This is a genomic window from Chryseobacterium jejuense (assembly GCF_900100075.1).
Taxonomy (GTDB): domain Bacteria; phylum Bacteroidota; class Bacteroidia; order Flavobacteriales; family Weeksellaceae; genus Chryseobacterium; species Chryseobacterium jejuense.
Window position 1 is genome coordinate 1,166,281 of sequence record NZ_FNEG01000001.1, and the last position, 23,894, is coordinate 1,190,174.

General features: G+C 36.0%; 22 protein-coding genes. 20 read left to right on the plus strand and 2 right to left on the minus strand.

Annotation, left to right across the window (positions count from 1 at the left end; all coding sequences use genetic code 11):
* Positions 1–52: 52 nt before the first annotated feature.
* From lat to BLS98_RS05275, 7 genes are all read left to right on the plus strand, one after another.
* A complete protein-coding gene (lat, locus tag BLS98_RS05245; RefSeq protein ID WP_089734214.1) occupies positions 53–1,378 on the plus strand; it encodes an L-lysine 6-transaminase in 1,326 nt (441 codons plus the stop codon).
* Between the two features lie 61 nt (positions 1,379–1,439).
* Entirely contained in the window at positions 1,440–1,667 is a 228-nt protein-coding gene (locus BLS98_RS05250) for a DUF2007 domain-containing protein (protein ID WP_089734216.1), read from the plus strand.
* A 213-nt stretch (positions 1,668–1,880) separates the two neighbouring features.
* Complete coding sequence (locus tag BLS98_RS05255; RefSeq protein ID WP_089734218.1) at positions 1,881–2,393, plus strand: GNAT family N-acetyltransferase; 513 nt, start codon at positions 1,881–1,883, stop codon at positions 2,391–2,393.
* A 116-nt stretch (positions 2,394–2,509) separates the two neighbouring features.
* On the plus strand, positions 2,510–2,965 hold the full coding sequence (locus BLS98_RS05260) for a P-loop NTPase family protein (RefSeq protein ID WP_089734220.1): 456 nt from the start codon (positions 2,510–2,512) through the stop codon (positions 2,963–2,965).
* Position 2,966: 1 nt separating this feature from the next.
* On the plus strand, positions 2,967–4,154 hold the full coding sequence (locus tag BLS98_RS05265; protein ID WP_089734222.1) for an efflux RND transporter periplasmic adaptor subunit: 1,188 nt from the start codon (positions 2,967–2,969) through the stop codon (positions 4,152–4,154).
* The gene (locus tag BLS98_RS05270) at positions 4,154–7,300 is read left to right on the plus strand and encodes an efflux RND transporter permease subunit (RefSeq protein WP_089734224.1); all 3,147 of its coding nucleotides are present in this window, start codon (positions 4,154–4,156) and stop codon (positions 7,298–7,300) included. Before BLS98_RS05265 ends, BLS98_RS05270 begins: the two co-directional genes overlap by 1 nt.
* Before the next feature lie 85 nt (positions 7,301–7,385).
* Positions 7,386–8,801: a TolC family protein gene (locus tag BLS98_RS05275; protein WP_089734226.1), complete on the plus strand. Its 1,416-nt coding sequence runs from the start codon at positions 7,386–7,388 to the stop codon at positions 8,799–8,801.
* Between the two features lie 81 nt (positions 8,802–8,882).
* On the opposite strand, the gene BLS98_RS05280 is transcribed toward BLS98_RS05275, so the two are convergent.
* Positions 8,883–9,863: a BtrH N-terminal domain-containing protein gene (locus tag BLS98_RS05280; protein WP_089734229.1), complete on the minus strand. Its 981-nt coding sequence runs from the start codon at positions 9,861–9,863 to the stop codon at positions 8,883–8,885.
* Positions 9,864–10,063: 200 nt separating this feature from the next.
* On the opposite strand from BLS98_RS05280, the gene BLS98_RS05285 reads away from it, so the two are divergent.
* From BLS98_RS05285 to BLS98_RS05345, 13 genes are all read left to right on the plus strand, one after another.
* Positions 10,064–10,552, plus strand: a complete 489-nt coding sequence (locus BLS98_RS05285) for a GNAT family N-acetyltransferase (protein ID WP_089734232.1) — start codon at positions 10,064–10,066, stop codon at positions 10,550–10,552.
* Positions 10,553–10,554: 2 nt separating this feature from the next.
* Positions 10,555–11,034, plus strand: a complete 480-nt coding sequence (locus BLS98_RS05290; protein ID WP_089734234.1) for a MarR family winged helix-turn-helix transcriptional regulator — start codon at positions 10,555–10,557, stop codon at positions 11,032–11,034.
* A gap of 38 nt (positions 11,035–11,072) precedes the next feature.
* Entirely contained in the window at positions 11,073–11,564 is a 492-nt protein-coding gene (locus BLS98_RS05295; RefSeq protein ID WP_089734236.1) for a GNAT family N-acetyltransferase, read from the plus strand.
* A gap of 434 nt (positions 11,565–11,998) precedes the next feature.
* Entirely contained in the window at positions 11,999–14,131 is a 2,133-nt protein-coding gene (locus BLS98_RS05300; protein WP_089734238.1) for a type VI secretion system Vgr family protein, read from the plus strand.
* 16 nt (positions 14,132–14,147) lie between these two features.
* A complete protein-coding gene (locus BLS98_RS05305) occupies positions 14,148–15,764 on the plus strand; it encodes a polymorphic toxin-type HINT domain-containing protein (protein WP_089734240.1) in 1,617 nt (538 codons plus the stop codon).
* 19 nt (positions 15,765–15,783) lie between these two features.
* The gene (locus tag BLS98_RS05310) at positions 15,784–16,374 is read left to right on the plus strand and encodes a hypothetical protein (protein WP_089734242.1); all 591 of its coding nucleotides are present in this window, start codon (positions 15,784–15,786) and stop codon (positions 16,372–16,374) included.
* Positions 16,375–16,392: 18 nt separating this feature from the next.
* Complete coding sequence (locus tag BLS98_RS05315) at positions 16,393–17,067, plus strand: Imm26 family immunity protein (RefSeq protein ID WP_089734244.1); 675 nt, start codon at positions 16,393–16,395, stop codon at positions 17,065–17,067.
* 3 nt (positions 17,068–17,070) lie between these two features.
* A complete protein-coding gene (locus BLS98_RS05320) occupies positions 17,071–17,745 on the plus strand; it encodes an Imm26 family immunity protein (protein WP_089734246.1) in 675 nt (224 codons plus the stop codon).
* A gap of 2 nt (positions 17,746–17,747) precedes the next feature.
* Complete coding sequence (locus tag BLS98_RS05325; protein WP_089734248.1) at positions 17,748–18,422, plus strand: hypothetical protein; 675 nt, start codon at positions 17,748–17,750, stop codon at positions 18,420–18,422.
* Between the two features lie 3 nt (positions 18,423–18,425).
* Complete coding sequence (locus BLS98_RS05330; RefSeq protein ID WP_089734250.1) at positions 18,426–19,079, plus strand: hypothetical protein; 654 nt, start codon at positions 18,426–18,428, stop codon at positions 19,077–19,079.
* Between the two features lie 15 nt (positions 19,080–19,094).
* Positions 19,095–19,574: a DUF4259 domain-containing protein gene (locus BLS98_RS05335; RefSeq protein ID WP_089734252.1), complete on the plus strand. Its 480-nt coding sequence runs from the start codon at positions 19,095–19,097 to the stop codon at positions 19,572–19,574.
* Positions 19,571–20,194 (plus strand): hypothetical protein, encoded by a 624-nt coding sequence (locus tag BLS98_RS05340; RefSeq protein WP_089734254.1) that lies wholly within the window; start codon positions 19,571–19,573, stop codon positions 20,192–20,194. The genes BLS98_RS05335 and BLS98_RS05340 overlap by 4 nt, the downstream gene beginning before the upstream one ends.
* A 29-nt stretch (positions 20,195–20,223) precedes the next feature.
* Positions 20,224–21,108, plus strand: coding sequence for a hypothetical protein (locus BLS98_RS05345; protein WP_089734256.1), 885 nt, complete (start codon positions 20,224–20,226; stop codon positions 21,106–21,108).
* Positions 21,109–21,201: 93 nt separating this feature from the next.
* Here BLS98_RS05345 and BLS98_RS05350 read toward each other — a convergent pair whose 3' ends face one another.
* Complete coding sequence (locus BLS98_RS05350; protein WP_089734258.1) at positions 21,202–23,811, minus strand: TonB-dependent receptor; 2,610 nt, start codon at positions 23,809–23,811, stop codon at positions 21,202–21,204.
* Positions 23,812–23,894 lie beyond the last annotated feature (83 nt).

Consider the following 23,894-nt stretch of genomic DNA (forward strand, 5'->3'; position numbering starts at 1 on the left):
CAGCCTTTTGATTGTTTAATCATTCACTTATTAAATCACACAACAATTTATTATGGAACACACATTAGATATACAAGCAAATAAAGTTAAGGAAACAGTTGGGAAACATGTGTTGGCAGACGGCTTCGATTTCGTGATGGATATTGAAAAATCTCACGGATCATGGCTTTATGATAAACTTACAGACAGAGAATACCTGGATATGTTCTCTATGTTTGCATCAGCTTCCATCGGGTACAACCACCCGTATCTTTTAGAAAGATCAGAATGGTTGGGAAGAATGGCTGTTAACAAACCAACATTGGCAGACGTTTACTCAGAAGAATATGCTCACTTTTTAGAAGTGTTTGAAAGGGTAGTTATTCCTCAGGAATTACAATATGCTTTCTTCATTGAAGGTGGAAGCTTAGGCGTTGAAAATGCTATGAAAGCTTGCTTCGATTGGAAAACACGCAAAAACTTTGAAAAAGGTCTTGATACTGAAGCTGGAATCTGTATTCACTTCAAACAGGCTTTCCACGGTAGGAGTGGTTATACTCTAAGCTTAACAAATACTTCAGATCCTAGGAAGTACCAATATTTCCCAATGTTTAAGTGGCCAAGAATCTTAAACCCAAAATTATCATTCCCGATTACAGAGGAGAATTTAGCAGAAACAATCAAGAACGAGCAACTGGCTTTAGTGCAGATTGAAGAAGCTATTCTCATGAATCCTGATAAAGTAGCTTGTATCATCATTGAACCTATTCAGGCAGAAGGTGGTGACAACCACTTCAGAGATGAATTTTTACTAGGTTTAAGAAAAATCTGTGATGACAATGAAATCTTACTCATTTTTGACGAAGTTCAGACAGGTATTGCCATTACAGGTAAAATGTGGGCATTCCAACACTTTACAGCTAAGCCGGATATCATTTCTTTCGGGAAAAAAGCTCAGGTTTGTGGAGTATTAGCCAACAAAGAAAAATTTGACGAAGTTCCGAACAACGTTTTCAGAGAAAGCTCAAGAATCAACTCTACATTTGGTGGAAACTTTATCGATATGCTTCGTTTCCAATTGGTAATGGAAGTTATCGAAAAAGAAAACCTTGTAGAAAATGCAAGAGTAGTTGGTGATTTCTTATTGGAAAGCTTAAAAGCATTAGCAGAGAAGTATCCTGCAAAAATTTCCAATGCAAGAGGGAGAGGACTAATGTGTGCTATTGATCTTCCATCCGGAGCTGACAGAAACAAAATGATGACCGAATTATTCAATGATGGATTAATCATTCTTCCATGTGGAGATCACTCTTTACGTTTCAGACCACATCTTAATGTTACCAAGGAAGAAATTCAATTGGCATTAGATAAAATTGAAAATAATATTAATAAAATTTAAAACCAAAGATTTGTAATTTTCGAAAAAACATTGTACATTTAGATACTCAAACAATTAGAATATGGAAAGAAGTACGAGAGTATCAGTTTATGAAAGTGATAACCCTTCAGAAATTCAGTTGGTTAAGTCTAAATTGGATGACGCGCAAATTACAAATACTGTTGAAAATAACTATCTTACATTCACTACAACGCCTACAGCAACATCGCTAAAGGTAATGGTGGATCTACAGGATGAGAAGAAAGCATTTGATATTATTGATGCTTATCTTCAACAAAATGAAAATTAATAAAACAATTTCATAATTTTAAATTTTACTACTTCGAACCGAAAATTAATTTATAATTAGTTTTCGGTTTTTTAATTAAATCAATTATAAAATTATTGAAAGATGGAAGGATTGAAAGAGGGTAATAGGTTGGCTTGTAATTGTTTTTTATGAAAGTAATGAGTCTGGTTATTACTCTCTGAATCTTTTTATTTTTTAATCAAAATCAACAACATGAATCCAGAAATCAAACTAAGAAAATCGGAAATTGAAGACAGAGACATTATTTGGGCAATCATCCAGCAATCCATTGAAAGAAGAAGACAAGATGGAAGTACACAATGGCAGAACGGTTATCCTAATCTTGATACAGTAGAGAGCGATATTGCTAAAGGTTTTGGATATGTGCTTACAGTAGACGGGGATATTGCAGTGTATGCAGCTTTGATTCTTAACGATGAACCTGCATACAGTAAAATTGAAGGCGCATGGTTAAGCAACGGAGAATTTGTAGTAGTACATCGCGTGGCTATTGACGAAAAGTTTGCAGGACAGGGAATGACTAAAAAACTTTTCGATCATATCGAAGATTTTACCAGAGCTAATGGAATTCAGAGTGTTAAGGTAGATACAAACTATGATAATATTGCAATGCTGAAAATTCTTGAAAGTAAAGGATATTCCTATTGTGGAGAAGTTGTTTTGGCAGACGGATTAAGGAAAGCTTTTGAGAAGATTATAATTTAAGCAAAAAGTTAAATCAAGTTTCATTGAATTTTTAAAACGCCCTTTATTTATAATCTCTATCAGCTTTGTTCGTTTGGTTCTGAACTAATTTTTACATTTGTTCAAATTTTTATATTATGCACCAAAGTATAGAAGTTGATGAAAAAATTTTCCAGGATGCCGTAAGATTTTATGGCACCATTTTCAACCTACCCCCATTAGCCTCAAAAATCTATTCCTACCTTCTTTTTGATTATGAGAAAGTAGGAATTACTTTTGACGAGTTTGTTGAAGTGCTCTCCGCGAGCAAAAGCTCCGTTTCTACCAGTATTTCGTTATTACTAAATGCACAGCTTATCGTAGATCATAATAAGATGGATGAGCGGAAACGGTATTTTTTCATCAATGATGAATACAAGAAAATTCGATTTGAGAAAATTGTCCAGAAAATGCGGGACGAATTAAAACTATTAGATGATTTAAACAATTTTAAAAAAAGTAAAGATGATGGATACAATGAAAGAATAGAAGTTTACAAAGCACTCTTAAATAAAAACATAGAAAATATTCAGGAATCTCTTAATAAACTATAAAATGAATAATAAGCTAGTTATACTTTCGATTGCAGCGCTTTCTCTCACAGCCTGCAAAAAAGAAGCTCCGAAACAAGATGGTGCCAAGCCGTACCCTGTTGTTTCTGTGGAGTCAAAAAACATAGTAGGTTATCAGACGTTTCCGGCTACCATTCAAGGTAGGGTAAACAATGATGTACGTGCTAAAATACAGGGATATATTACCCAGTTACTGGTAGATGAAGGTCAATACGTTACCAAAGGTCAACCTTTGTTCCGTCTTGAAACGAACATTCTTACCGAAAATGCTGCCGCTTCCAAAGCTGGAATAGGTGCTGCTGAATCCAATATTGCTGCTGCACAGGCTTCTGTAAATGCTGCACAGGTAGAAGTGAATAAACTAAAACCATTGGTTCAGAAAAATATTATCAGTAATGTACAGCTACAATCAGCTCAGGCTCAATTGGCACAGGCACAGGCACAGTTAGCACAGGCTCATGCAGCAAAAAGACAAGCTGAAGCCAATTATAAAGGAGTAGAAGCCAATATCGAGTATTCCATCATTCGTGCTCCTATTTCAGGGGTAATTGGAAGACTTCCGTTAAAAGTAGGTAGTTTGGTAGGACCATCTGATCAAACACCACTAACAACGATTTCTGATACTTCCGAGATCTTTGCCTATTTTGCAATGAATGAAAAGGAGTATTTTGATTTCCTTGAAAAATCTCCAGGAGCTTCTATGCCTGAAAAAATCAAAAACTTACCGATGGTAGAGCTTCAGTTAGCCAACGGAAGCCTTTATCCTGAAAAAGGAAGAATTGAAGCGATCACAGGTCAGATTGATCCAACAACCGGAACCATTCAGTTCAGAGTTGCATTCTCCAATGCTCAAAAATTATTAAGCAATGGTAACAGTGGAACCATCAGATTCCCTCAGCAGTATGACAACGTATTGGTAGTTCCGGAAAGTGCTACTTACGAACAACAAGGTATTGTTTACGTATACAAAGTAGAAAAAGGAGATACTGCCAGAAATGTTGTTGTAAATGTTATTGACAGAATTGACAATTTAGCTCTTATCAAATCAGGAGTTAATAAAGGGGAAAAAGTTATTGCAGCCGGAATCGGAGGCCTGAAGCCGGGAACAGCAGTGAAGCCAAAACCAATCAAAATGGATAGTCTTGTTCAATCTATAAAACCGAAATTCTAATGATAAAAAACTTTATTAACAGACCGGTTTTATCTACCGTAATCTCAATCTTGATTGTGATTCTCGGTGTGCTAGGGCTGATCTCGTTACCGGTTACACAGTATCCGGATATTGCACCGCCTACAGTGAGTGTTTCCGCAAACTATACGGGAGCCAATGCTGAAACGGTGATGAAAAGTGTGGTAGTACCTTTGGAAGAACAGATCAACGGGGTGGAAGGAATGGATTATATTACTTCCAGTGCCGGGAACGACGGTTCCGCTCAGATCCAGGTTTTCTTCAAACAAGGAATAGACCCGGATATTGCGGCAGTAAACGTACAGAACCGTGTAGCCAGAGCAACACCACTTCTGCCGTCTGAAGTAACACGTTCAGGGGTTGTAACCCAGAAGCAGCAGACGAGTGCCCTGATGTATATGTCTTTCTACTCTGAAAATAAAGATCTTGATGACGTATATCTTCAGAACTTTTTGAATATTAATATTATTCCCAACCTAAAAAGGGTGAATGGTGTAGGAGATGCCAACGTTTTCGGAGGTAAAAACTACTCGATGAGAATCTGGCTGGATCCTGCAAAAATGGCTGCGTATGGAGTAACACCTACAGATGTTACCAATGCTATTAATGAGCAGAGTAGAGAAGCTGCAGCAGGTTCTATCGGACAAAACAGTGGAAGTTCTTTTGAATACATTATCAAATATGTAGGTAAATTTAACGATAAAGAACAGTACGATAATATCATCATTAAAGCTCTTGCAAACGGACAAAACCTGATGCTGAAAGATGTTGCCAAAGTAGAACTGGCAGGTCAGTCTTACACAGGTGTAGGAGAAAACGGAAACAACCCTTCCATCAGTATGGGGATCTTCCAGACTCCGGGATCCAACGCACAGGAGATTATTAAAAATATCAAAACTTATCTTAAATCTGCAGAGGGAACTTTCCCGCAGGGAATCAAATATACTTTTAACTTTGATACCAACGAATTCCTTGAGGCTTCTATTGAAAAGGTAGTACATACCCTGATTGAAGCCTTTATTCTGGTATTTATTGTAGTATATATTTTCCTTCAGGATTTCAGATCTACTTTGATTCCAGCCATTGCGGTTCCGGTATCTATTGTAGGAGCGTTCTTTTTCCTGAATCTTTTCGGGTATTCATTGAACCTCTTAACCTTATTTGCATTGGTACTGGCCATTGGTATTGTGGTGGATGACGCCATTGTGGTCGTCGAGGCCGTCCATGCAAAGATGGAGCACGGTATTTCAGATGCGAAAAAAGCAACGGTAGAAGCAATGGATGAGATTACGGGGGCAATTATTTCTATTACTTTGGTAATGGCAGCTGTATTTATTCCGGTAACCTTCATTACAGGTCCTACAGGGGTATTCTATCAACAGTTCGGTATTACACTGATCATTGCCATCATCATTTCTGCGATTAATGCATTAACGTTGAGTCCGGTTTTATGTTCATTATTCTTAAAACCTCACGCAGAGCATCATGCAGAGTATCAGAACTTAAACCTGTTACAGAAGTTTTTCTATAAGTTCAATATTGCTTTTAAAACAACTACTGAACGTTACGGAAGAGGATTTGTATTCCTTTTAAGACATAAATGGGTAACGCTGATTATTTTTGCGGTTACCGGAGGTATTTTATTCTGGGCAAGCAGCAGTATGAAGAAAGGATTTGTACCTACAGAAGATAGAGGGATTATCTTTACAGATGTTCAGCTTCCTCCGGGTGCTTCCATGGAAAGAACCTACAATGCCTTGAAAACCCTTCAGGCTAAAGCTATGAAAGTTCCGGGAGTACAAAATGTTACCATTTCCACAGGTAGAGGTTTCTTATCCGGAAACGGTAGTAATAATGGTCTTGCCTTCATCAAATTAAAACCATTTGAAGAAAGAAAAGCAGGGGGGCAAACCTCTGAAGATATTACGAAGAAACTATTTGGAATTGTAGGAGCTGTTCCTGATGCTAAAGTAGTATTCTTCCAGCCTCCAAGTGTACCAGGTTTTGGGAGTAGTGCAGGTTTTGAAATGGTATTGCTGGACAAATCAGGTGGAGACTATGCAGATTTGGATAATAAAACCAATGAATTCATCGGTAAGCTGATGCAGAGACCAGAAATTCAATTTGCACAAACGTCATTCAATACCAGATATCCTCAGTATCAGATGGAAATTAATGTTCCTTTGAGCAAACAGCTTGGGGTTTCTGTAAATGATATTTTGGCTACCATGCAGGGATATATCGGTGGGGTTTATACTGCCGACTTTACCAAGTATGGTAAGCAGTTCAGAGTAATGGTTCAGGCTCTTCCTGAGAACAGAAAGAATATTGAAAACCTAAACGAACTTTATGTAAGAACAGGTTCAGGGGTAATGTCTCCGATTTCACAATTTGTAACATTAACAAAAGCATATGGACCTCAATCTGTAAGCCGTTATAACTTGTTTACCTCTGTGAAAGTAACGGGAGCAAACTCTGAAGGATACAGTTCCGGGGATGCTATTACCGCTGTACAGCAGGTAGCTAGTGAAACACTGAATCAAAACTATGCGGTAGAATTTACCGGGTTAACAAGAGAAGAATTAAATTCAGGATCTCAAACACTTTTGATCTTTGCATTGAGTTTAATTTTTGTATACTTTATTCTTTCTGCACAGTATGAAAGTTATATTCTTCCGCTGGTTGTTGTAATCTCTCTTCCTTTAGGGGTAATGGGAGCTTACCTGGGACAGAAGGTGATGGGCTTGGAAAATAATATTTATTTCCAGATTGCTTTGATCATGCTGGTAGGGCTATTGGCGAAAAATGCGATCCTTATCGTGGAATTTGCAGTTCAGAGAAGGCATCATGGTGAAACGATTGTAATGTCTGCAATTAATGCAGCTAAAGCCAGAGTGAGACCTATTCTAATGACATCATTCGCCTTTATCTTCGGTTTATTACCGTTGGTGCTAGCAAGCGGAATTGGTGCTGTTGGTAACAGATCTATTGCAACTGGTGCAGCGATAGGGTTGTTGATAGGTACTATCTTAGGATTATTTGTAATTCCGGTATTGTATGTTATTTTTGAAACCATACAGGAAAAGATCAAACCTATTAAAAAAGAAGACATCAATTTAGCAGAGTAAAAATTAATTAGAGAAGCTGGAAACTGAACTTAGAAATTTAATGTTCAGTTTCTAACCTCTGATTTCTAACTTCTAATTTTAAACAATGAAGAGTTTAATAAACATCATAAAAGGAATAACTTTCTCAGCTATTATGCTGGGAGCCATCACGTCCTGTATGGCCAGAAAGGAATACGAAAGGCCGAAGAACGTTGTTGATGAAAAGCTTTTCCGTACAGATATGCTTCCTTCAGACAGCGCCAGTGTTGCCAATATCTCTTGGAAGGAAATCTTTACAGATCCAGTACTTCAGGGACATATTTCAAAGGCATTAGATAATAACCTGGACATCAGAATTGCTTTACAGAGCATTAATTCTGCAGAAGCTTATCTGAAGCAAAGCAAAGCTGCCTATGCGCCAACCCTTTCTGTAGGCCCCAATTATACTTTCCAGACACAGTCTATCAATACACAGTTCGGTCAGATTATTGGAGAAAGACGATATGTCAATCAGTTTGATATTACGGCCAGCCTTGGTTGGGAAGCTGATATCTGGGGAAAAATGAAAGCTCAGGAAAAAGCACAATTAGCCACATACTTAGGAACTGTTGCAGCTCATAAGGCTGTAAAAAGTGGACTTGTTGCTTCTATTGCCTCTGCGTATTATCAGTTGCTGACTTTTGATTCCCAGAAAAAGATCATCACAGAAACGATTGCAATCCGTGAGAAGAATCTGGAAACTACAAAAGCTTTAAAGACTTCAGGAACCCTTACAGAGGTTGCTGTACAACAGAGTGAAGCTCTTGTTTTCAATGCAAAATCGTTATTGATTGATATTGATACACAGATTCAATTGCTGGAAAATACCATGAGTCTTTTAATGGGTGAACCTTCTCATACGATTGAAAGATCTACTCTGGAAGGACAGAATCTTCCCATCGACTTGAAATTGGGATATCCTGCGCAGTTACTGGCTAACCGTCCGGATGTAATGAGAGCAGAATACAACTTAATGAATGCATTTGAGTTGACTAATGCTGCAAAAGCTCAGTTTTATCCAACATTAAAGCTTACAGGAACCGGAGGGCTTCAGTCTGTAGATATTGATCACCTGTTCAATGTAAACTCATTGTTTGCGAATGTGGTGGCAGGATTAGCTCAGCCTATTTTGAACAAAAGAACCATCAAGACCAACTATGATGTAAGTCTTGCCAATCAGGAAACCGCTTATCTGAACTTCAGAAAAACAGTGCTTACTGCAGGAAAAGAAGTTTCTGATGCGATCAGAGTGTTCTCAGTACAAGATTCATTTATTGGGTTAAAGGAAAAAGAACTGAATGCCTACAAAAACTCTGTAGAATATTCTCAGGAATTGGTAAACTATGGAATGGCCAATTATCTTGAAGTTCTGAACGCCAGTGTTAATTCATTGAATGCGGAACTTAATATTTCTAATGCGAGATATAACAAAATGAAAGCTGCCGTTGAGCTGTATCAGGCTTTAGGCGGAGGCTGGAAATAAGCAGTTCTCTGTTATAAATTTAAAACGTGTGTCAGAAATGGCACACGTTTTTTGATAGGTATAGATGAAGACAATTGAATATTATAGTGTTGCCAATAATTCCATTGCCTTTTTTTCTTTGTCTGCAATTGTTTTTAAAATCTTGGAGGCTTCCTGAATATGTTTAAAATCTTTGGTCTCGCTTACCTTTTCAAATAACATGGCAACCGCTGTCCAGAGTTCTGCAATTTCTGAGAATGATTCATATCCTGTCTTTAGCTGTTTAAGTTCAAGCATCCCATAGCTTTCCTTCAAAAAATCCCGATACAGGTTTCTGAACAATGCTCCTCCGGTTCCTGCCTTTTCCATCATCATCGCAGAAAGCCCAAATTCACCTTTAATATCTTTACTGGTATGAAACCATTTGATAATTTCATTACTTGTTTTCAGTATTCCTTTGTAAGCTACGTTGGTAATGGGAGGGTTCAGATATTCGGTGGCGTTATTTCTGACCGCTGTTAATATTGCCTTTTCTAAATTGAATTTTTGATCTGTTTTTTTGATAGTGTAATATAGATTTTTAGAAGCCATAACGCCCTTTTCAGCTCTGGCCAAAGCCAGGCTTTCTAAAGAAGTTGTAACCTGTCCGCCTTGTTGTCTTGTATCTATGAGAAAAGCATTTTGGTCATCATACCCATAAATAGCGGCATAATGACCTGCAAAATGAAACGGGTTTGAAAAATATTCCAGATGGTAGCAATCCATCTTTAATCCAACAGCTTGTCCTTTATCAATAAGTTCTTTTACAGAAGTCCAGGCTTTTTGTGGGGAAGAAGTTTCTTTAACCATTAATTCCAGATTTAGGTTTCTGGCTATATTTTGAGTTAGGATATCAGGCTTTACCCGCCCGCCAATAAATGGGAAATCCATGGTTTTCATATTCCAATAGATAAAACCGAGACCTTCACCCAATCCAAAAAGCATAGGTTCGGAAAGCTCAATTCCGAGTTCGAGTAATAGAGTTCCAGTTGCAGTTGTTTCGCAATGCTTTCCGTTAAATGGTTTCAAGTTTTCTATTTTCATTTCATTGATCAGGTTATTGATGTCGAAATTACTTAAATATCATAATATAATAAAAGTCTTATTTAGATCTTTTGATTAAAAATCAGATAAATAAACAGTTGATTTGATGATTCAAAACTGTGCTAAAATTCATTTTCTATAAAAATAATTTGCATATATGTATTTAACTACGTAGTTTTATACTTTAAAATGAAAACACTATGAAATTACAGATTCAACCCATAGGAAATGCTTATTCAGAGCAGCTTATTGATTTGATTTTAACCATTCAGCAGAAAGAATTTAATATCCCTATTACGGCAGAAGATCAGCCTGATTTGAAACAGATTGAAAGTTTTTATCACGAAGGCGGTGGAAATTTTTGGGGAGCTTTTATAGACGGAGAACTGGTAGGCTCTATCGCTTTAGTGAAGTTTGGCGAAAGGAGAGGAGCGCTTAGAAAAATGTTTGTGAAAAAAGAATTCAGAGGTAGAGAATTGAATATTGCCCAGATGTTGCTGGAAACTTTGATTTCTTTCTGTCGTGAAAATGGAATTGATGAACTATATTTGGGAACAGTATCGGTATTGAAAGCAGCTCAGCGTTTTTACGAAAGGAATGATTTTACAAAAATCAAAAAAGAAACCCTTCCTGAACGTTTTCCACTTATGAGTGCTGATGATATTTTTTATCACTTACATATTAACTGAATATGAATGTAATTAACGAAGCAGGAATCCTAGCCATATCTACAAGAATGCACCGCCTCAGTGAGCAACTGAGAAAAGATGGTGCCCTGATCTACAAAGCCTTTGGAATTAATTTTGAACTTAAATGGTTTCCCGTAATCTATACGATTTATCAAAAAGAATTAGCGAGTGTTGTAGAAATCGCCAATGAAATAGGGTACACTCATCCATCAACCATAACCCTGCTTAAGGAACTGGAAAAACAGGAACTTATAGCATGGAAGAAAGACAAACAGGATGAACGTAAAAGACTGTTTATATTAACTTCTAAAGGAGAGGAGCTTATTGAAAAAATGAAACCGGTTTGGGAACTGATGTCTCAGATATTAGGAGAGATTTCAGATAATCAGAATAATCTGTTGGCAGCACTTAATGAAGCGGAAGAGAAGATTACCAATCAGTCTTTTTATCAGAGAGCCCTGCAGCTTAAAAACTCAAAATAAACATTTGTATTATATAACAAAACTAGTAAACAATAACAATGATTAGAAAAGCAATTCATGAAGATGTACTTCAGGCCGCTCAGGTACTTGAAGAAGTAAAAAAACACATGTTGAATGAGGGAATTGATCAATGGGACGAAGAATATCCAAATATAAAGGTTCTTGCAGAGGATACAGAAAAAGGAGAAGGGTTTGTTTTTGAAGAAGAAGGAAAAGTATTGGCCTACATGGCTCTTAACGAACTGTGTGATGAAGAATACAACGATTTGAACTGGAAAACTCCTACACCTTTTGTTGTGATCCATCGTTTATATGTAAAGCCTGCTGCACAAGGAAAAGGAATATCCAGTAAGATGATTCGTTACGCAGAAGAATTTGCTGCACAAAACCAATATCAATCGATTCGATTTGATGCTTTTTCTTTGAATGATACCGCTAATATTGTTTATACTAAAAAAGGGTATAAGCTGGTGGGAACAGTCTGTTTTCGTAAAGGAATATTTAATTGTTATGAAAAAGCAGTGAAATAAAAATACAAATTATCCTATTTGTAAATTAACACCCATGTTGCTGATTATCTGATTGTAATATGGGTGTTTTATTTGGTGAGGATCTGAAAAGCCCCGGTAGTAAGACTTTTAAAAATTCATTGTCGTAGTTCTACTACAATTTTTCAAATAATAGGTAATTCATTTTGACGTGAATATTTAAGGTTATATATTGCATTACCAAAATCACCGAAAAACTTATGAAAAAATATAACAATCACTCCTGTAAAAAAGTACTTTCAGGTACTTAAAGTGGAATAATTTTTCTGAAAATTCCAATTGAACCCATCTCAGATCAATCATAGAAAAGCTTGTTCAAGAGGCCGTTGCAAGCTAAGGATTGGTTCTTTGAGCTAAAGGGTCTCGCCTGCAAAGGTTGAATATCCAATTAAGTCATACACCAAAAAATTGATGTTATGTTTCAGGAACAGAATAATCTTCCCAAACCGGAAATAGATTCAGACAAGAAAGGTTTTGTAAACAAAATCAAGGAAAATAAAAAAATCAAAGAAGTAAAGAAAGTTGCTTCTAAAGTGAATAATGCAGTGAATGTGGTGAATACAGGAAAACAATTCCTGAATCAGCCTTTGATACCGAATGAACCTGCCATTATTAAAGAAAAACTCTGGGCAAAACAGCCCACTTCCAGAATATTCAATGCAGACAGTATCCCGGAGAGTGCCATAGCAGGAATTAACCGCGTGGTAAAACTTGATATTCATGTGGAAGGCAAACCTATAAAATATTTCAAACATTTTAAGCTCACCCAAAGTACCACCAAACATCATGAGTTTGATCTTATTTTGGCCCATGATACTCTAGGAAGTGCAGAAAACCATAATCTTGAAGAAGCCCAAAACTTTCTGGGAAAAAGGATTACCGTTGTTTTCAAGTATAAAGATGTGGAAGGGGGTGCAGAACGAAATTTTGTGGGAGTTATCACAGAAGTTGGATTCAGCCAGGAAAAAGGAAGTCTTGGGAACCTTGTCTTATCAGGGTTCAGTCCAACAATCTTGTTAGATGCAGCCCCTCATATTCAAAGTTTTGGAGGAGCACAGCCTATGAGTTTGAACAGTATTGCTAATGAAGTTATTAAAGAAGGCTTAGGGCAGGGAAAATATGATTTTAGAGTAGACGCCCGTCAGGGAAATGTATCTTACAGTTGTCAATACGAAGAAACTCATTATAATTATCTGGCGAGAATGGCAGAAGCTTATGGGGAGCAATTCTTTTATGATGGGGAAGTACTGCATTTCGGACAGCTGCCTCCGCAGGAAAAACCTGTGATGCTAACTTATGGCAGTAATCTCACTGATGTTAAAATCAAAATGAAAGCTCAGCATGTTAATCCATCATTTTATGGATATAACAGCAGTAAAAATGAGAAATTTAAAGGCGGAAGCTCAAAAATTACCCATACCTCAGATATCGCCAAGCGTGCCTATGAAATTTCAGAAAAGACTTTTCAGACGCCGTCTTTACGCGTTGCACCCATCAAGGCTGCTTCCTTCATGGATATTGATGCCTCACAGAAAGGTGCTGCGGGAAGCAAGGCCTCAGAAGTTTTTATTACTTCGGGAAATACAACCGTACCATTTCTTTATCCAGGCTGTATTGCAGATATAGAAATGCGTAAAACAGATACGAATAACACTGGGTATTTTACCAAGCTCATGCTGATAGAAGTAACCCATCAAGTGGATGCACGAGGGTATTACGATGGGTCTTTTCAGGCCATAGCCTCTGATACCGGATTTATTCCAAGACCGGAATTTACAGTTCCCGTGGCAGAACCACAGTTTGGTAAGATCATTTCCAACACAGATCCTGAAAATCAAGGCCGCGTACAGGTTCAGCTCGACTGGCAAAGTGGGCAGGATACAACGGAATTTATCCGTGTGATGTCACCAGACGCTGGAAGCAGTGAAAAAGTAGGTAAGAATCGTGGCTTTATGTCTATTCCCGAAGTGGGAGATCAGGTGATTGTCAACTTTGTACATCTTCATCCGGACCGTCCTTTTGTCATGGGCGGAATGTATCATGGGGGAATTGGAGCTGGTGGTGGTAACGGAAATAATATCATGAGTTTCAGCGGCAGAAGCGGTGCAGAATTGAAATATGATAATGGTGCCGGATCTATGAATCTTAAAGATCAGGGTGGGGCCAATATGAATTTTGACGGAACCGGAAATGCAACTACCAACGCTAATAGCAATCATACCGTAAATGCAGGAAGCGCCAATGTAATCAATGTTGGGGGTAAGAAAGATGCTCCACCGCAATCCTTATTAAAAATGGATGCAGGCGGAAATATTACTCTTGACGGAAAAACAAGTATTACCCTACAAGTAGGAGATAATTCTATTACCATATCTGAAGCAGGAATTATGGCATCAGCAGGAAAAGGAATGATTGATATTACCGCACTTACAGGAGCATTAGGATTGTCAAGTAAAGGTGGCCCTATGGATATTAGCACAGATTCGCCACTTACAATTACCGGAGGACCAAGCGCTGTGATGTCTTCCGGAGATACCAATATTATGTAATTCTAAAACAGAAATCATGGATGAGTTAGAATACATCACCCTCAATGCCCTGATGATGTGCGATCAGGGAGCTGCCCCGGATTTCTTTAAACCTACGTTCAATACAAAGGTGAAGATCCATGGTTGTCTTGTGGCTACCAATCAAGATGCTGCTCCTCTGATTAATATTCCATCCTTTAAGGTATGCAAAGTTAGTGGTGGCCCTTGTGCACCAGCCACCGTTCCTATGACCTGGCAGGATACCTGGCAGGTAAAAATTAACGGAATCAGATCTTTGATTGGAAAAAGTACCTGTCAATGTCCTGTGGGTGGAAAGATAGAATTTATGACCAGCGGGCAGGTTCCTCTTCCGGACGATGCCGCTCAGGAAGTAAAAGATATGCAGGATCAGGCACAGCGTGAACTTGATGACAGCGGACATGGAGACAGTGTAGGGGAAGCAGGCTTTGTAGAAGGGATGATCCCCGTTTGGGGGAGCGGCCGTGATCTTATTAATGATATACAGACCGGTGATGGCTGGGGAGCAGCAATGAATGCCGGATTTTTAATCTGGGATGTAGCCTCTATTGCGGTAGGAGTGGTCTCTTTTGGAACCGGAACAGTAGCCATGCAGGGAGCAAAAGCCGGTGTGAAAGGCGCCATAAAAGCGGGTGCAAAAGCTATCTCTAAAGAAGCTCTTCAGCAGATGGGAAAAGCGGCGTTGAAAAAACTGAGCAAAGAAGCCTTAAAGAAAAGTGTAGACGATATCGCTAAAAAGCTTCTTAAAACCTGTGTTTTTGCTTGTTTTCCGGCTGGAACCCCTGTTCATACTGAATATGGAATTAAAAATATTGAAGACATCCGCATCGGAGATCTGGTCTGGGCTTATGATGAAGATACAGATACCGTAGCCCTTCAGCCGGTGATTGATTTAATCACCAATGAAAGTGACCATACGATTAGTATTTATACGGAAGCCGAAGTGATTGAGACAACGGCGATACATCCTTTTTATACTGAGGAAGGCTGGAAAGATGCTTCAGAATTAGAAATAGGCGAAAAAATTCTAACCAAAAATAATACGAAAGTTACCATTGAAAGAACAGAATATAGCTATGAACCTAAAAAAGTTTATAACTTTACGGTAGACCACTTTCATACGTATTTTGTAGGCCTGTTAGCTTTATTGGTACATAATTCTGGCAGATGCTTGTCGCAAATGATTTTGGAATCTCAAAAATGGTTTCAGAAAGTTAGACGCGGATATTTTTTTAATTTAGTCTGGAATAGCGAATTAAGAAAGCAAGCATTAGAAAAAGGTTTTAAATATTCTCATGAAGTTGAAGTTTTATTAAAGAAAGGGAAAGTTGGAAAAATAGACGGATTAATAGAAAATGCTGACGGAACTTTTAAAATTATTGAACGTAAGGCTAGTGATCTAACTCAAATTTCAGATAAAACAATCAAAAGTTATATTGATGATGCAGCAAAATATAATGGTAAACCTATGACACAGACAGGCCAAGTAATAAATTCAGCTGGAGATAAAGTAATATTACATGTTGAAAAAGTTGGTAACTTAAGTAAAGAAGTTCTTGAGCATGCAAGAAAAAAAGGAGTAGAAATAGTGGATAATATTTCTGGATTAATTTAATTAAAAATTTATTATAAAAATGTATAAAACAGAATTTTCGAAGTATAACGGACTTATGGAAAAGATAATGGATGAACAAACTACATTAGAAGTTCATTTATCTACAGAATTTAGCCAGAATGTTCCAAAGAAGTTTTTAAAATATACCCCTGATGAGTGGGCTAGATATGCTTTTGAAAATGATCTTGAATATAGTATTAACTATTATAAAGATGAAAAACCTTATTGTCAAGTTACCATTGATTCTATGAGTATAAAATTAAATTTTTACGATAATAATATACTTAAGCATAATCTAATGATAATCTTTTCTAAAGGTGAGATAGTTAAAGGAGATTTTGAGGTATATAATAACAATAAAAATTTTTTAAAACAAATTTCTTGGTATGGTGATCTGGGAAAAACACTCTTATTCTATTCAAATAAAAAGAAAGATAATGTTTTTTTGAAGGAATTTGTAAAAGAAAATGATAAAACAGTACTCATCGAACAATTTGGAACTGCAGATCTATCCAAACATTGGTTTGATACTCCTAAAGATTATTTAGACTATGAAGCATTGTTAGATTACCAGAATTTATTTAATGAGCTCCCATCAGTACCAGCTTAAAAAAGACTGTTCGTTTGTATGAGCAAAAAGTTAAAAGTCGGGGATATATTTTATCTCAAACTAAAAAATCAAGAAAAATATGTATTTGGAAGAGTATTGTTTGATGTAAAAAAACAATATCAAAAAATTGTAAATGTTAATAATCTGCCTTCTGATTATTTCCCATACTTAAAGATGTTTTATTCTGATTGTCATTTGGTTGAAATGTATGATGGCTTATATGATCAATCGAATTCTTATGATAGCACTTCTAAAATTATTATACCAAGGGTTTTAACTCAAGCAATTGATTCAAAATGGAATATACTTAATTGGGGAATCATTAAAAATGAACCTGTTGATTATACTAAGGTTGAATTCCCAGAACATCTAAATATCATGTCGAACATAGTAAAATTAGACAGAGGCGAAATTTCACTCAAAACGAATATGAACATTAAAGATAATATAATAGATAATTTTAATAGTGAGATGTATGTTCCTGCCACAATTGCTTATGCCAGCCTGGATTTCCAAAATAAAAGGGAGCTTATTCCTGAAGATGCTAGATGGCCGGAGTATATAAAAAATGGAGATTTACTTTATCATACTGAACTTAGGAGAAAAATATATAATGATTTAAATATCGATCCAGATAAAAGTTATTATGAGCTATCTAAGGAAATGGGATTTGATTTAGAACGGTTTTATTAAGGAATGAGCAAAAAGTTAAAAGTCGGGGATATATTTTATCTCAAACTAAAAGATCAAGAAAAATATGTATTTGGAAGAGTATTGTTTGATGTAAAAAAACAATATCAAAAAATTGTAAATGTTAATAATCTGCCTTCTGATTATTTCCCATACTTAAAGATGTTTTATTCTGATTGTCATTTGGTTGAAATGTATGATGGAGTTTATGATAATATAAATGATTTTGACAGTTCTTCCAAAATTATTATCCCACGAGTATTAACACAACCTGTAGATTCAAAAAGAAATGTTTTAGATTGGGGAATCGTTAGTAATCAGAAAGTAGATTATACCCAAATAGAATTTCCGGAAAATTTAAATTTATCAAATAATGTTAAGTTTTTAGACCGAGGGGAATTGTCCTTAAGAACTAAAATAACTGGGAATGAAGCAGAAAGTATAGGCTATAAAAGTAATATGTGTGTACCATTAACAGTGGCCAATGCTTCATTAGATTTTCAGGGAAAAAGAGATTTAATTCCGGAAGATATTTGTAGACCTTCTTACTTGAAGGATAATGATTTGTACTATAACCCTGAACTCAGAGCAAAAATTTATACAGAGTTAAATATCGATCCAGATAAAAGCTATTATGAATTATCTAAAGAAATGGGATTTGATTTAGAGCGGTTTTATTAAGGATGAGTAAAAAATTAGGAACTGGAGATATTTTTTATCTAAAAATTGAAAATGAAAATCTATATGTATTTGGTAGGGTTTTATTTGATGTTAATTCTCAATTCAATAAAATTATAAAGAAAACTGAATTATCAGAGGATTACTTTCCAATTCTAGCCGGATTTTATCAAGGATACCAGTTAGTAGAAATGTATGATGGAATTTATGAAAATATAAATGATTTTACTGAACCAAAAGTTATTATTCCAAGAGTTTTAGTAACATCATTAAATAACTCTAAGTATAATTCATTAGAATTTGGAAAAATAAAAAATGTTAATGTAGATTATACAAAAGTTGAATTTCCTGAAAATTTGACTTATGATATGGATGGAGCTATTCTTTCTCGTGGAGAATTAAATTTAAAAACTCGTTTATCAGAAAAAGAATTTAAAGAGCTAGACTATCAGATCTCTTCATGTGTACCAAGAGTTCTATTACATGCTACTTTAGATTTTCAAAAAAGAAGAGATCTTATACCACAAGAAGTAATAAGACCTCATTATTTAATTAAAAATGATTTACATTATAATAATGAATTAAGAAAAGTAGTTTATGATAATCTTAGATTAGATCCAAATAAAAGTTATTATGAGTTATCTAAGGAAATGGGATTTGATTTAGAGCGGTTTTATTAAGAAATGAGTAAGAAATTAAATCAAGGAGATCTATTTTATTTGCAACTTGAAGGGTTGGATAAGTTTATTTTCGGGCAAATTCTGTTCGATGTTGAGAAACAATATTTTGTATCTTCTATTGAACAAGATCATGAATCATACTTTGGTGTATATGAAGAATGTCAGTTAATAAGAATGTATAAAGGAATATATGATAAACCTGATCTTCCGGAACATTTGGAAACACTAATAGATGGGGTTTTTATTTATAGGGTTGATTCAAAGGCTAATAGATTAAAATGGGGAAAGGCAGGGCATTTAAAAATAGATTATCAATCTGTTGAATTTCCTGAAATTATTGGAGATGCTCATGGAAGTATTCAGTTGTTAAGAGGAGAACTTCATATTAAAACTCAATACAAGGATATCAATGATTTTGAAATTAGCTGGAGTGCAGAATATCCTGAAGTATTGGCAAATGAGTGTGTTCATTTACAAGGACGTGAAGATTTGGTTTCTGGAGAGCATTATAGCGATAGTTTTAAGGAAATGGATTTAAGAAATTTTCCTGAATTAAGAGATAAAGTTTATAGAGACCTGAATTTAGATCCAGATAAAAGCTATTATGAATTATCTAAAGAAATGGGATTTGATTTAGCCAGATTCTATGAACATTAATTTTAAAATATAATTATGGGGGCTTGGGGATACAAGAACTTTGAAAATGATACTGCTGCAGATTGGTTTGCAGAACTGGAGGAATCTCCGGATAAAGAATTAGTGATTCCTTATCTCACCAAAATTTTGGATGAAGATGATTTTATAGATGACGAAGAGAGTTTTATTACATTAGCAATACTTGAAGCACTGAGTGGTCGTTTGAAATTGATTTCCACAGACTACATTTTGCCACAGTTGGAATCTGTAGATACGATTCTATTAGCTCAAATGGTTATAAAAGCCTCCAAAAAGATCCTTTTCTTTAAAGAGCATTCAGAAGTAAGAGAATTATGGGAAGAATCTGATGAATATCACCAATGGTTTAATTATCAGGTTTCTTTAATTATGAAGCTCAATAATTTTTATAGCAACTATAATTTTGTTGATGAAGAAAATAATGATCCGGAAATTGAGGAAGAGTGGACGAAATATATAAAAACCAATTTTTCGTGACATATACAACAGAGTTTGCAGATTATAATACTGCTATGGGAGAAATCATAATGAGTGAAGAAACTACTCTTGAGGTACTTTTATCCAATGAATTTGGATTAAATATCCCTGAACAATTTTCAAATATTTCTCCAGAAGATTGGGCTAAATATGCATTTGAGAATAATCTGGAATATGTTATCACATTTTATAAAGATCAGAAACCATGTGCTACAGTAAGTAATACAACTCTTTCAATAAGTATTAAATATTATGAAGAAAAAGAAGATGTGTTGAAAGTATATTTAAGTACAAATTTTATGAAAGGCAATATTGATAATGGATTTGTTCTTTATGATAATAATAAAATATTTCTAAGCCAAATAGATAGGATAGGAGGTTTAGGGCAAACAATACTTTTTTATTCGCAAAAGAAAAAAAATAACGTTTTTTCAGAAGAATTTACTGAAACCAATGGTAATGTTGAACTGGTTGAACAATTTGGAACCGCAGATCTATCCAAACATTGGTTTGATGTTCCTAAAGATTATTTAGACTATGAGTCACTATTGGACTATCAAAATCTTTTTAATCAGCTCCCGGCAGTTTTGGATCAAAAAAGCGTTAGAACAAGTCATTAATTAAACGGTACAGGAGTCAAAATAAAGTAATGAGTATTTCAAATTTCTTTTTTGGGGAAAATATTCCTCTTCTTCAACTTGAAAAATTCTCGCAGGAATATACCCTGAATGTGGAGAACACCTTTCTGATGGGTAAGGAAAATCCCCCAATTTCTTTAAAAACCTCATCTGAACTATTTCTTGACCAGCAGAAAGAATCAGATCTTATTTACAATAGGATAAAGCTTCTGGAAATCACAGGAGATACAGACAATCATACAATGAAGCCTTTTTTACTGCAAAGTCTTGCCCTTGCAGATATTTCCCGCAATATTCATATCAAACGAAATTCCGATGGAAAGATACTTTCTGTTGAGAATAAAGATGAGCTTTGGAAGAGCTGGGAAGAATGGAAGGAAAACAAGCTACCATCTGTTTTCCCGGAAGAAAAAGATCAGATTAAATTTGTTGCCAATTATGAAAAAGGACTGAAAAGCTTTGAGGGAGAACTGAAGAAAAATCTACAGTATATTCTTCTGTTACCGGAGGTTTACAGTCTTATATTTCCACCTAATGAATATTACAGCTTTCTATCCAGCCCGTTGAATATTCGTTCCAGATTGATACAGGGAGTAGCGTATAGCTATCAGCTAAAACTGGTGAAGCTTGAAGAAGAAAACAATACCCTTTTTGTAGAATTTCATTCTGTGTTGAACAATCGGGAAGAACTCATTAAAAGTCACATCAAAAAGCTTTATGAAAATGAGAAGGAATTCTCTATTGACCAATTTGGATTCAGTGTCAAAACAAAATACAATTTTGAAAAATCAACCGGTAAGATCATAAATGCTGAACTTCATTTCATCGAAAAAATGCATGAACATCTTGCTTATCTGATTGACATGGATTTGAATATTAAATTGGTTGAGCTGTAATGATATTGATTAATAGGAGAGTGTAACAACATCTAAAAGAAAAGAACCCGCCAAAAGTGACGGGTTCAATTGTTTTATATTCAGATGATATCATTAGAATCTGAAAGTCGCAGCCACAGACCACGTTCTTCCGAATCCTAAGAAACCTGTATTGGCATCAGCAACACCCTGATAAACTCTACCAGCTTCCTGGTATGTTTTTCCTTTATCCGGACCAGAACCAATCTTATCAGTAGCGTGGATATTAGAACTTAGTTCAGAAATATAATATTTGTTGAACAAGTTGTAAACGTTCGCTCTTAATGTTAAAGATTTTTTCTGACCGATTTCGAATTTGTAACTCGCTCCTACATCAAATAGGTTATAGCTAGGTAATTTTACAATTCCTCTTTCTCTGTCAGCTTCTGTAAGGAAGTTGATAGGGTTGAACTGTGCATATAATTTGTCATAATATTCCCAGTTTGCATCAATACTGAATGCTTTGGTAATGTTATAATCAACTCCTAAACTTGCTGTTGTTTGTGCAGCATCTCCAACTTTCAGATCTTTAATATTGATCATCCCTGTTGTTCCTGCAACTTCCTGGTTGCTTTGAACATCAAGAATGTTGAAGTTAGCATTTCCTTTGTATTTCCAGTTTCCAAATGAAACCATCCCTCTTAATCTAAGGTTAGCAAAAGGTCTTGCTTTCGCTTCCAATTCAACACCCTGGTGAAGTTGTCCAACGTTCAGAGCATTGTAGAAATAAGCATTTCCAAGTTTTAATTGAGAGAATTTAGCAACATCTGCAGCTCCTGCATTGAATGTTCTTGAAATGAATCTGTCATCCCACTGCGTTCTGTACGCGTTGATGTTAACATCTATATAACGGGATTTGAAACCATATCCTAGTTCTAAAGAGAAGATTCTTTCATTCTTTGCATCATTGTAGATATTCTGGTTAGATGGGAATAATGCGTTAAATAAAGGTTGTCTTGAAATAACTCCTGCATTGAAAAATACATTATGATGATCATCAATGTTATAGTTAGCCCCTCCTTTTACGATATAACCTGTTTTGTGATACCATTTGGTTTCTTGGTTACCAGGAGTGTACAACATATAGTCTCTTCTCTTGTAATACTGCTCAGAAACGGATGCCTGAACAGATGCGCTTAGTTTTTCAGAGCTATATTCAACCATTCCATAGATACCAGCCCATTTTACAAGACCTTCGTTATGGATAGATACTTTTTGAGCATTACCTGTCTTCGTTAATGGTTCCGGTTTTACCGTACGGTCTACATAATAACCATTAGGAGCATTTACTGTACTTTTAACAAATAAAGCATCAGATCCTAACAAATCTGTAGTAATATCATAAAGAGCTCCTTTGTAAGTCTTAAGGTCGATACCTCCGTTAAAAGTCCAGTTGTTCTTTTTATAATTAAGGTCTGCAATTACTCCGTACCAGTCATGAGCATTAATACTTTGTTTTCTAAAGATTCCAGTAGTTCCGTTTAAAGTAGCTACATTTTGTCCGTTATAATCAGCGGGAGAGCCTGCAGGAGCAACGAAAGCAGATTTCTGGAAAGTATTTCCGTTATAATCTGTTACTGCACCTCCTCTGTTGTAACGATAAATCATATCCCAATTGATAGTACCATCTCCACCTGGGCCAGAGTTCGTGAAGTTCATGACATCTTTGTTACCGTTTACAATAGAACCGTTAAGTCCGGTACCACCGCCACCACGTCCCCAAGAACCGTAAGCAACTGTGGATAATTTCAGGTTGTCATTAATATTCCAGTCCCAGTTTAATGAAGCGATTGGTTTGTGGTAGAAGTTAGGTGCTAAATTGAATTGAGAACCATTCAGCATTCCTGTTTGTGGATTGTATCTTCTTCCATAAGTTTCGAACTGCTGTAAAGTTGCCACATTAGCTCCGGTTGCAGAAGATCTTCTTGTGTCGTGTACCTGTGGTGCACCCGTTGCAATGAAGTTGAACGCATGTTTTTCATTCGGCTTGAATCCTGTAGAGAAAAACCATGAATATCCTTCACCTTTAGTTCCGTTGATGTAACCATCACCTTGCCAACGGGAAAGTAATACGGTAGTTGCCCATTTGTTTTTCAACCCTGAAGAGTACATTGCTGAAAGTTTGGAGTAATTGTCGTTACCAGCTTCTGCCTTAATCATTGCTTTCTGCTCAGAATCGGTAGCTTTGGTTACAATATTGATGGTTCCCCCAACAGAAGGAACTACAAATTTAGAAGCTCCCAAACCTCTCTGAATCTGAATAGTACTCGCAATATCTGCTAGTCCAGTCCAGTTAGACCAGTAAACGGTACCTCCCTGCATATCATTAACAGGCTGTCCGTTGATGATTACCGCAATATTGGCACCATCAAAACCTCTCATGTTAATTCTACTGTCTCCAAATCCGCCCCCTACTTTAGTAACGTATACTGAAGGGGTAGACTTCATAATTTCAGGGAATTCTCTGTTTCCCAGTTTCTCCTGAATTTCAGCTGCCTTAATATTGGAAACTGCAACAGGTGTTTTTCTCTCTTTGGCTGTTTGGGAAAGGTTTCTACCTACCAACATCACCTCATCAATAGATTTAGATTTTTCTAAAGAATCCTTCGTACTCTGCCCATAATACAAGGCGGCCGTTGGTAATACAAGCGCTATAAGAAGTCGCTTTTTTAAAATAATGCTCATGAAATAAACTAGCGTGTTTGATTTTAAGGCTGCAAAGATGAAACTTTATTTTTTAATTAAGTATTAAATCTTTTTTACGCGAT

Excerpts from the sequence above, each read along its gene's own strand:
- BLS98_RS05320 (WP_089734246.1), top strand. The coding sequence starts at position 17,071 with ATGAGCAAAAAGTTAAAAGTCGGGGATATATTTTATCTCAAACTAAAA.
- BLS98_RS05330 (WP_089734250.1), top strand. The coding sequence starts at position 18,426 with ATGAGTAAGAAATTAAATCAAGGAGATCTATTTTATTTGCAACTTGAA.
- BLS98_RS05255 (WP_089734218.1), top strand. The coding sequence starts at position 1,881 with ATGAATCCAGAAATCAAACTAAGAAAATCGGAAATTGAAGACAGAGAC.
- BLS98_RS05280 (WP_089734229.1), bottom strand. The coding sequence starts at position 9,863 with ATGAAAATAGAAAACTTGAAACCATTTAACGGAAAGCATTGCGAAACA.
- BLS98_RS05250 (WP_089734216.1), top strand. The coding sequence starts at position 1,440 with ATGGAAAGAAGTACGAGAGTATCAGTTTATGAAAGTGATAACCCTTCA.
- BLS98_RS05335 (WP_089734252.1), top strand. The coding sequence starts at position 19,095 with ATGGGGGCTTGGGGATACAAGAACTTTGAAAATGATACTGCTGCAGAT.
- BLS98_RS05310 (WP_089734242.1), top strand. The coding sequence starts at position 15,784 with ATGTATAAAACAGAATTTTCGAAGTATAACGGACTTATGGAAAAGATA.
- BLS98_RS05300 (WP_089734238.1), top strand. The coding sequence starts at position 11,999 with ATGTTTCAGGAACAGAATAATCTTCCCAAACCGGAAATAGATTCAGAC.
- BLS98_RS05295 (WP_089734236.1), top strand. The coding sequence starts at position 11,073 with ATGATTAGAAAAGCAATTCATGAAGATGTACTTCAGGCCGCTCAGGTA.
- BLS98_RS05345 (WP_089734256.1), top strand. The coding sequence starts at position 20,224 with ATGAGTATTTCAAATTTCTTTTTTGGGGAAAATATTCCTCTTCTTCAA.
- BLS98_RS05325 (WP_089734248.1), top strand. The coding sequence starts at position 17,748 with ATGAGTAAAAAATTAGGAACTGGAGATATTTTTTATCTAAAAATTGAA.
- BLS98_RS05315 (WP_089734244.1), top strand. The coding sequence starts at position 16,393 with ATGAGCAAAAAGTTAAAAGTCGGGGATATATTTTATCTCAAACTAAAA.
- BLS98_RS05270 (WP_089734224.1), top strand. The coding sequence starts at position 4,154 with ATGATAAAAAACTTTATTAACAGACCGGTTTTATCTACCGTAATCTCA.
- BLS98_RS05305 (WP_089734240.1), top strand. The coding sequence starts at position 14,148 with ATGGATGAGTTAGAATACATCACCCTCAATGCCCTGATGATGTGCGAT.
- lat (WP_089734214.1), top strand. The coding sequence starts at position 53 with ATGGAACACACATTAGATATACAAGCAAATAAAGTTAAGGAAACAGTT.
- BLS98_RS05275 (WP_089734226.1), top strand. The coding sequence starts at position 7,386 with ATGAAGAGTTTAATAAACATCATAAAAGGAATAACTTTCTCAGCTATT.
- BLS98_RS05260 (WP_089734220.1), top strand. The coding sequence starts at position 2,510 with ATGCACCAAAGTATAGAAGTTGATGAAAAAATTTTCCAGGATGCCGTA.
- BLS98_RS05265 (WP_089734222.1), top strand. The coding sequence starts at position 2,967 with ATGAATAATAAGCTAGTTATACTTTCGATTGCAGCGCTTTCTCTCACA.
- BLS98_RS05290 (WP_089734234.1), top strand. The coding sequence starts at position 10,555 with ATGAATGTAATTAACGAAGCAGGAATCCTAGCCATATCTACAAGAATG.
- BLS98_RS05285 (WP_089734232.1), top strand. The coding sequence starts at position 10,064 with ATGAAATTACAGATTCAACCCATAGGAAATGCTTATTCAGAGCAGCTT.
- BLS98_RS05350 (WP_089734258.1), bottom strand. The coding sequence starts at position 23,811 with ATGAGCATTATTTTAAAAAAGCGACTTCTTATAGCGCTTGTATTACCA.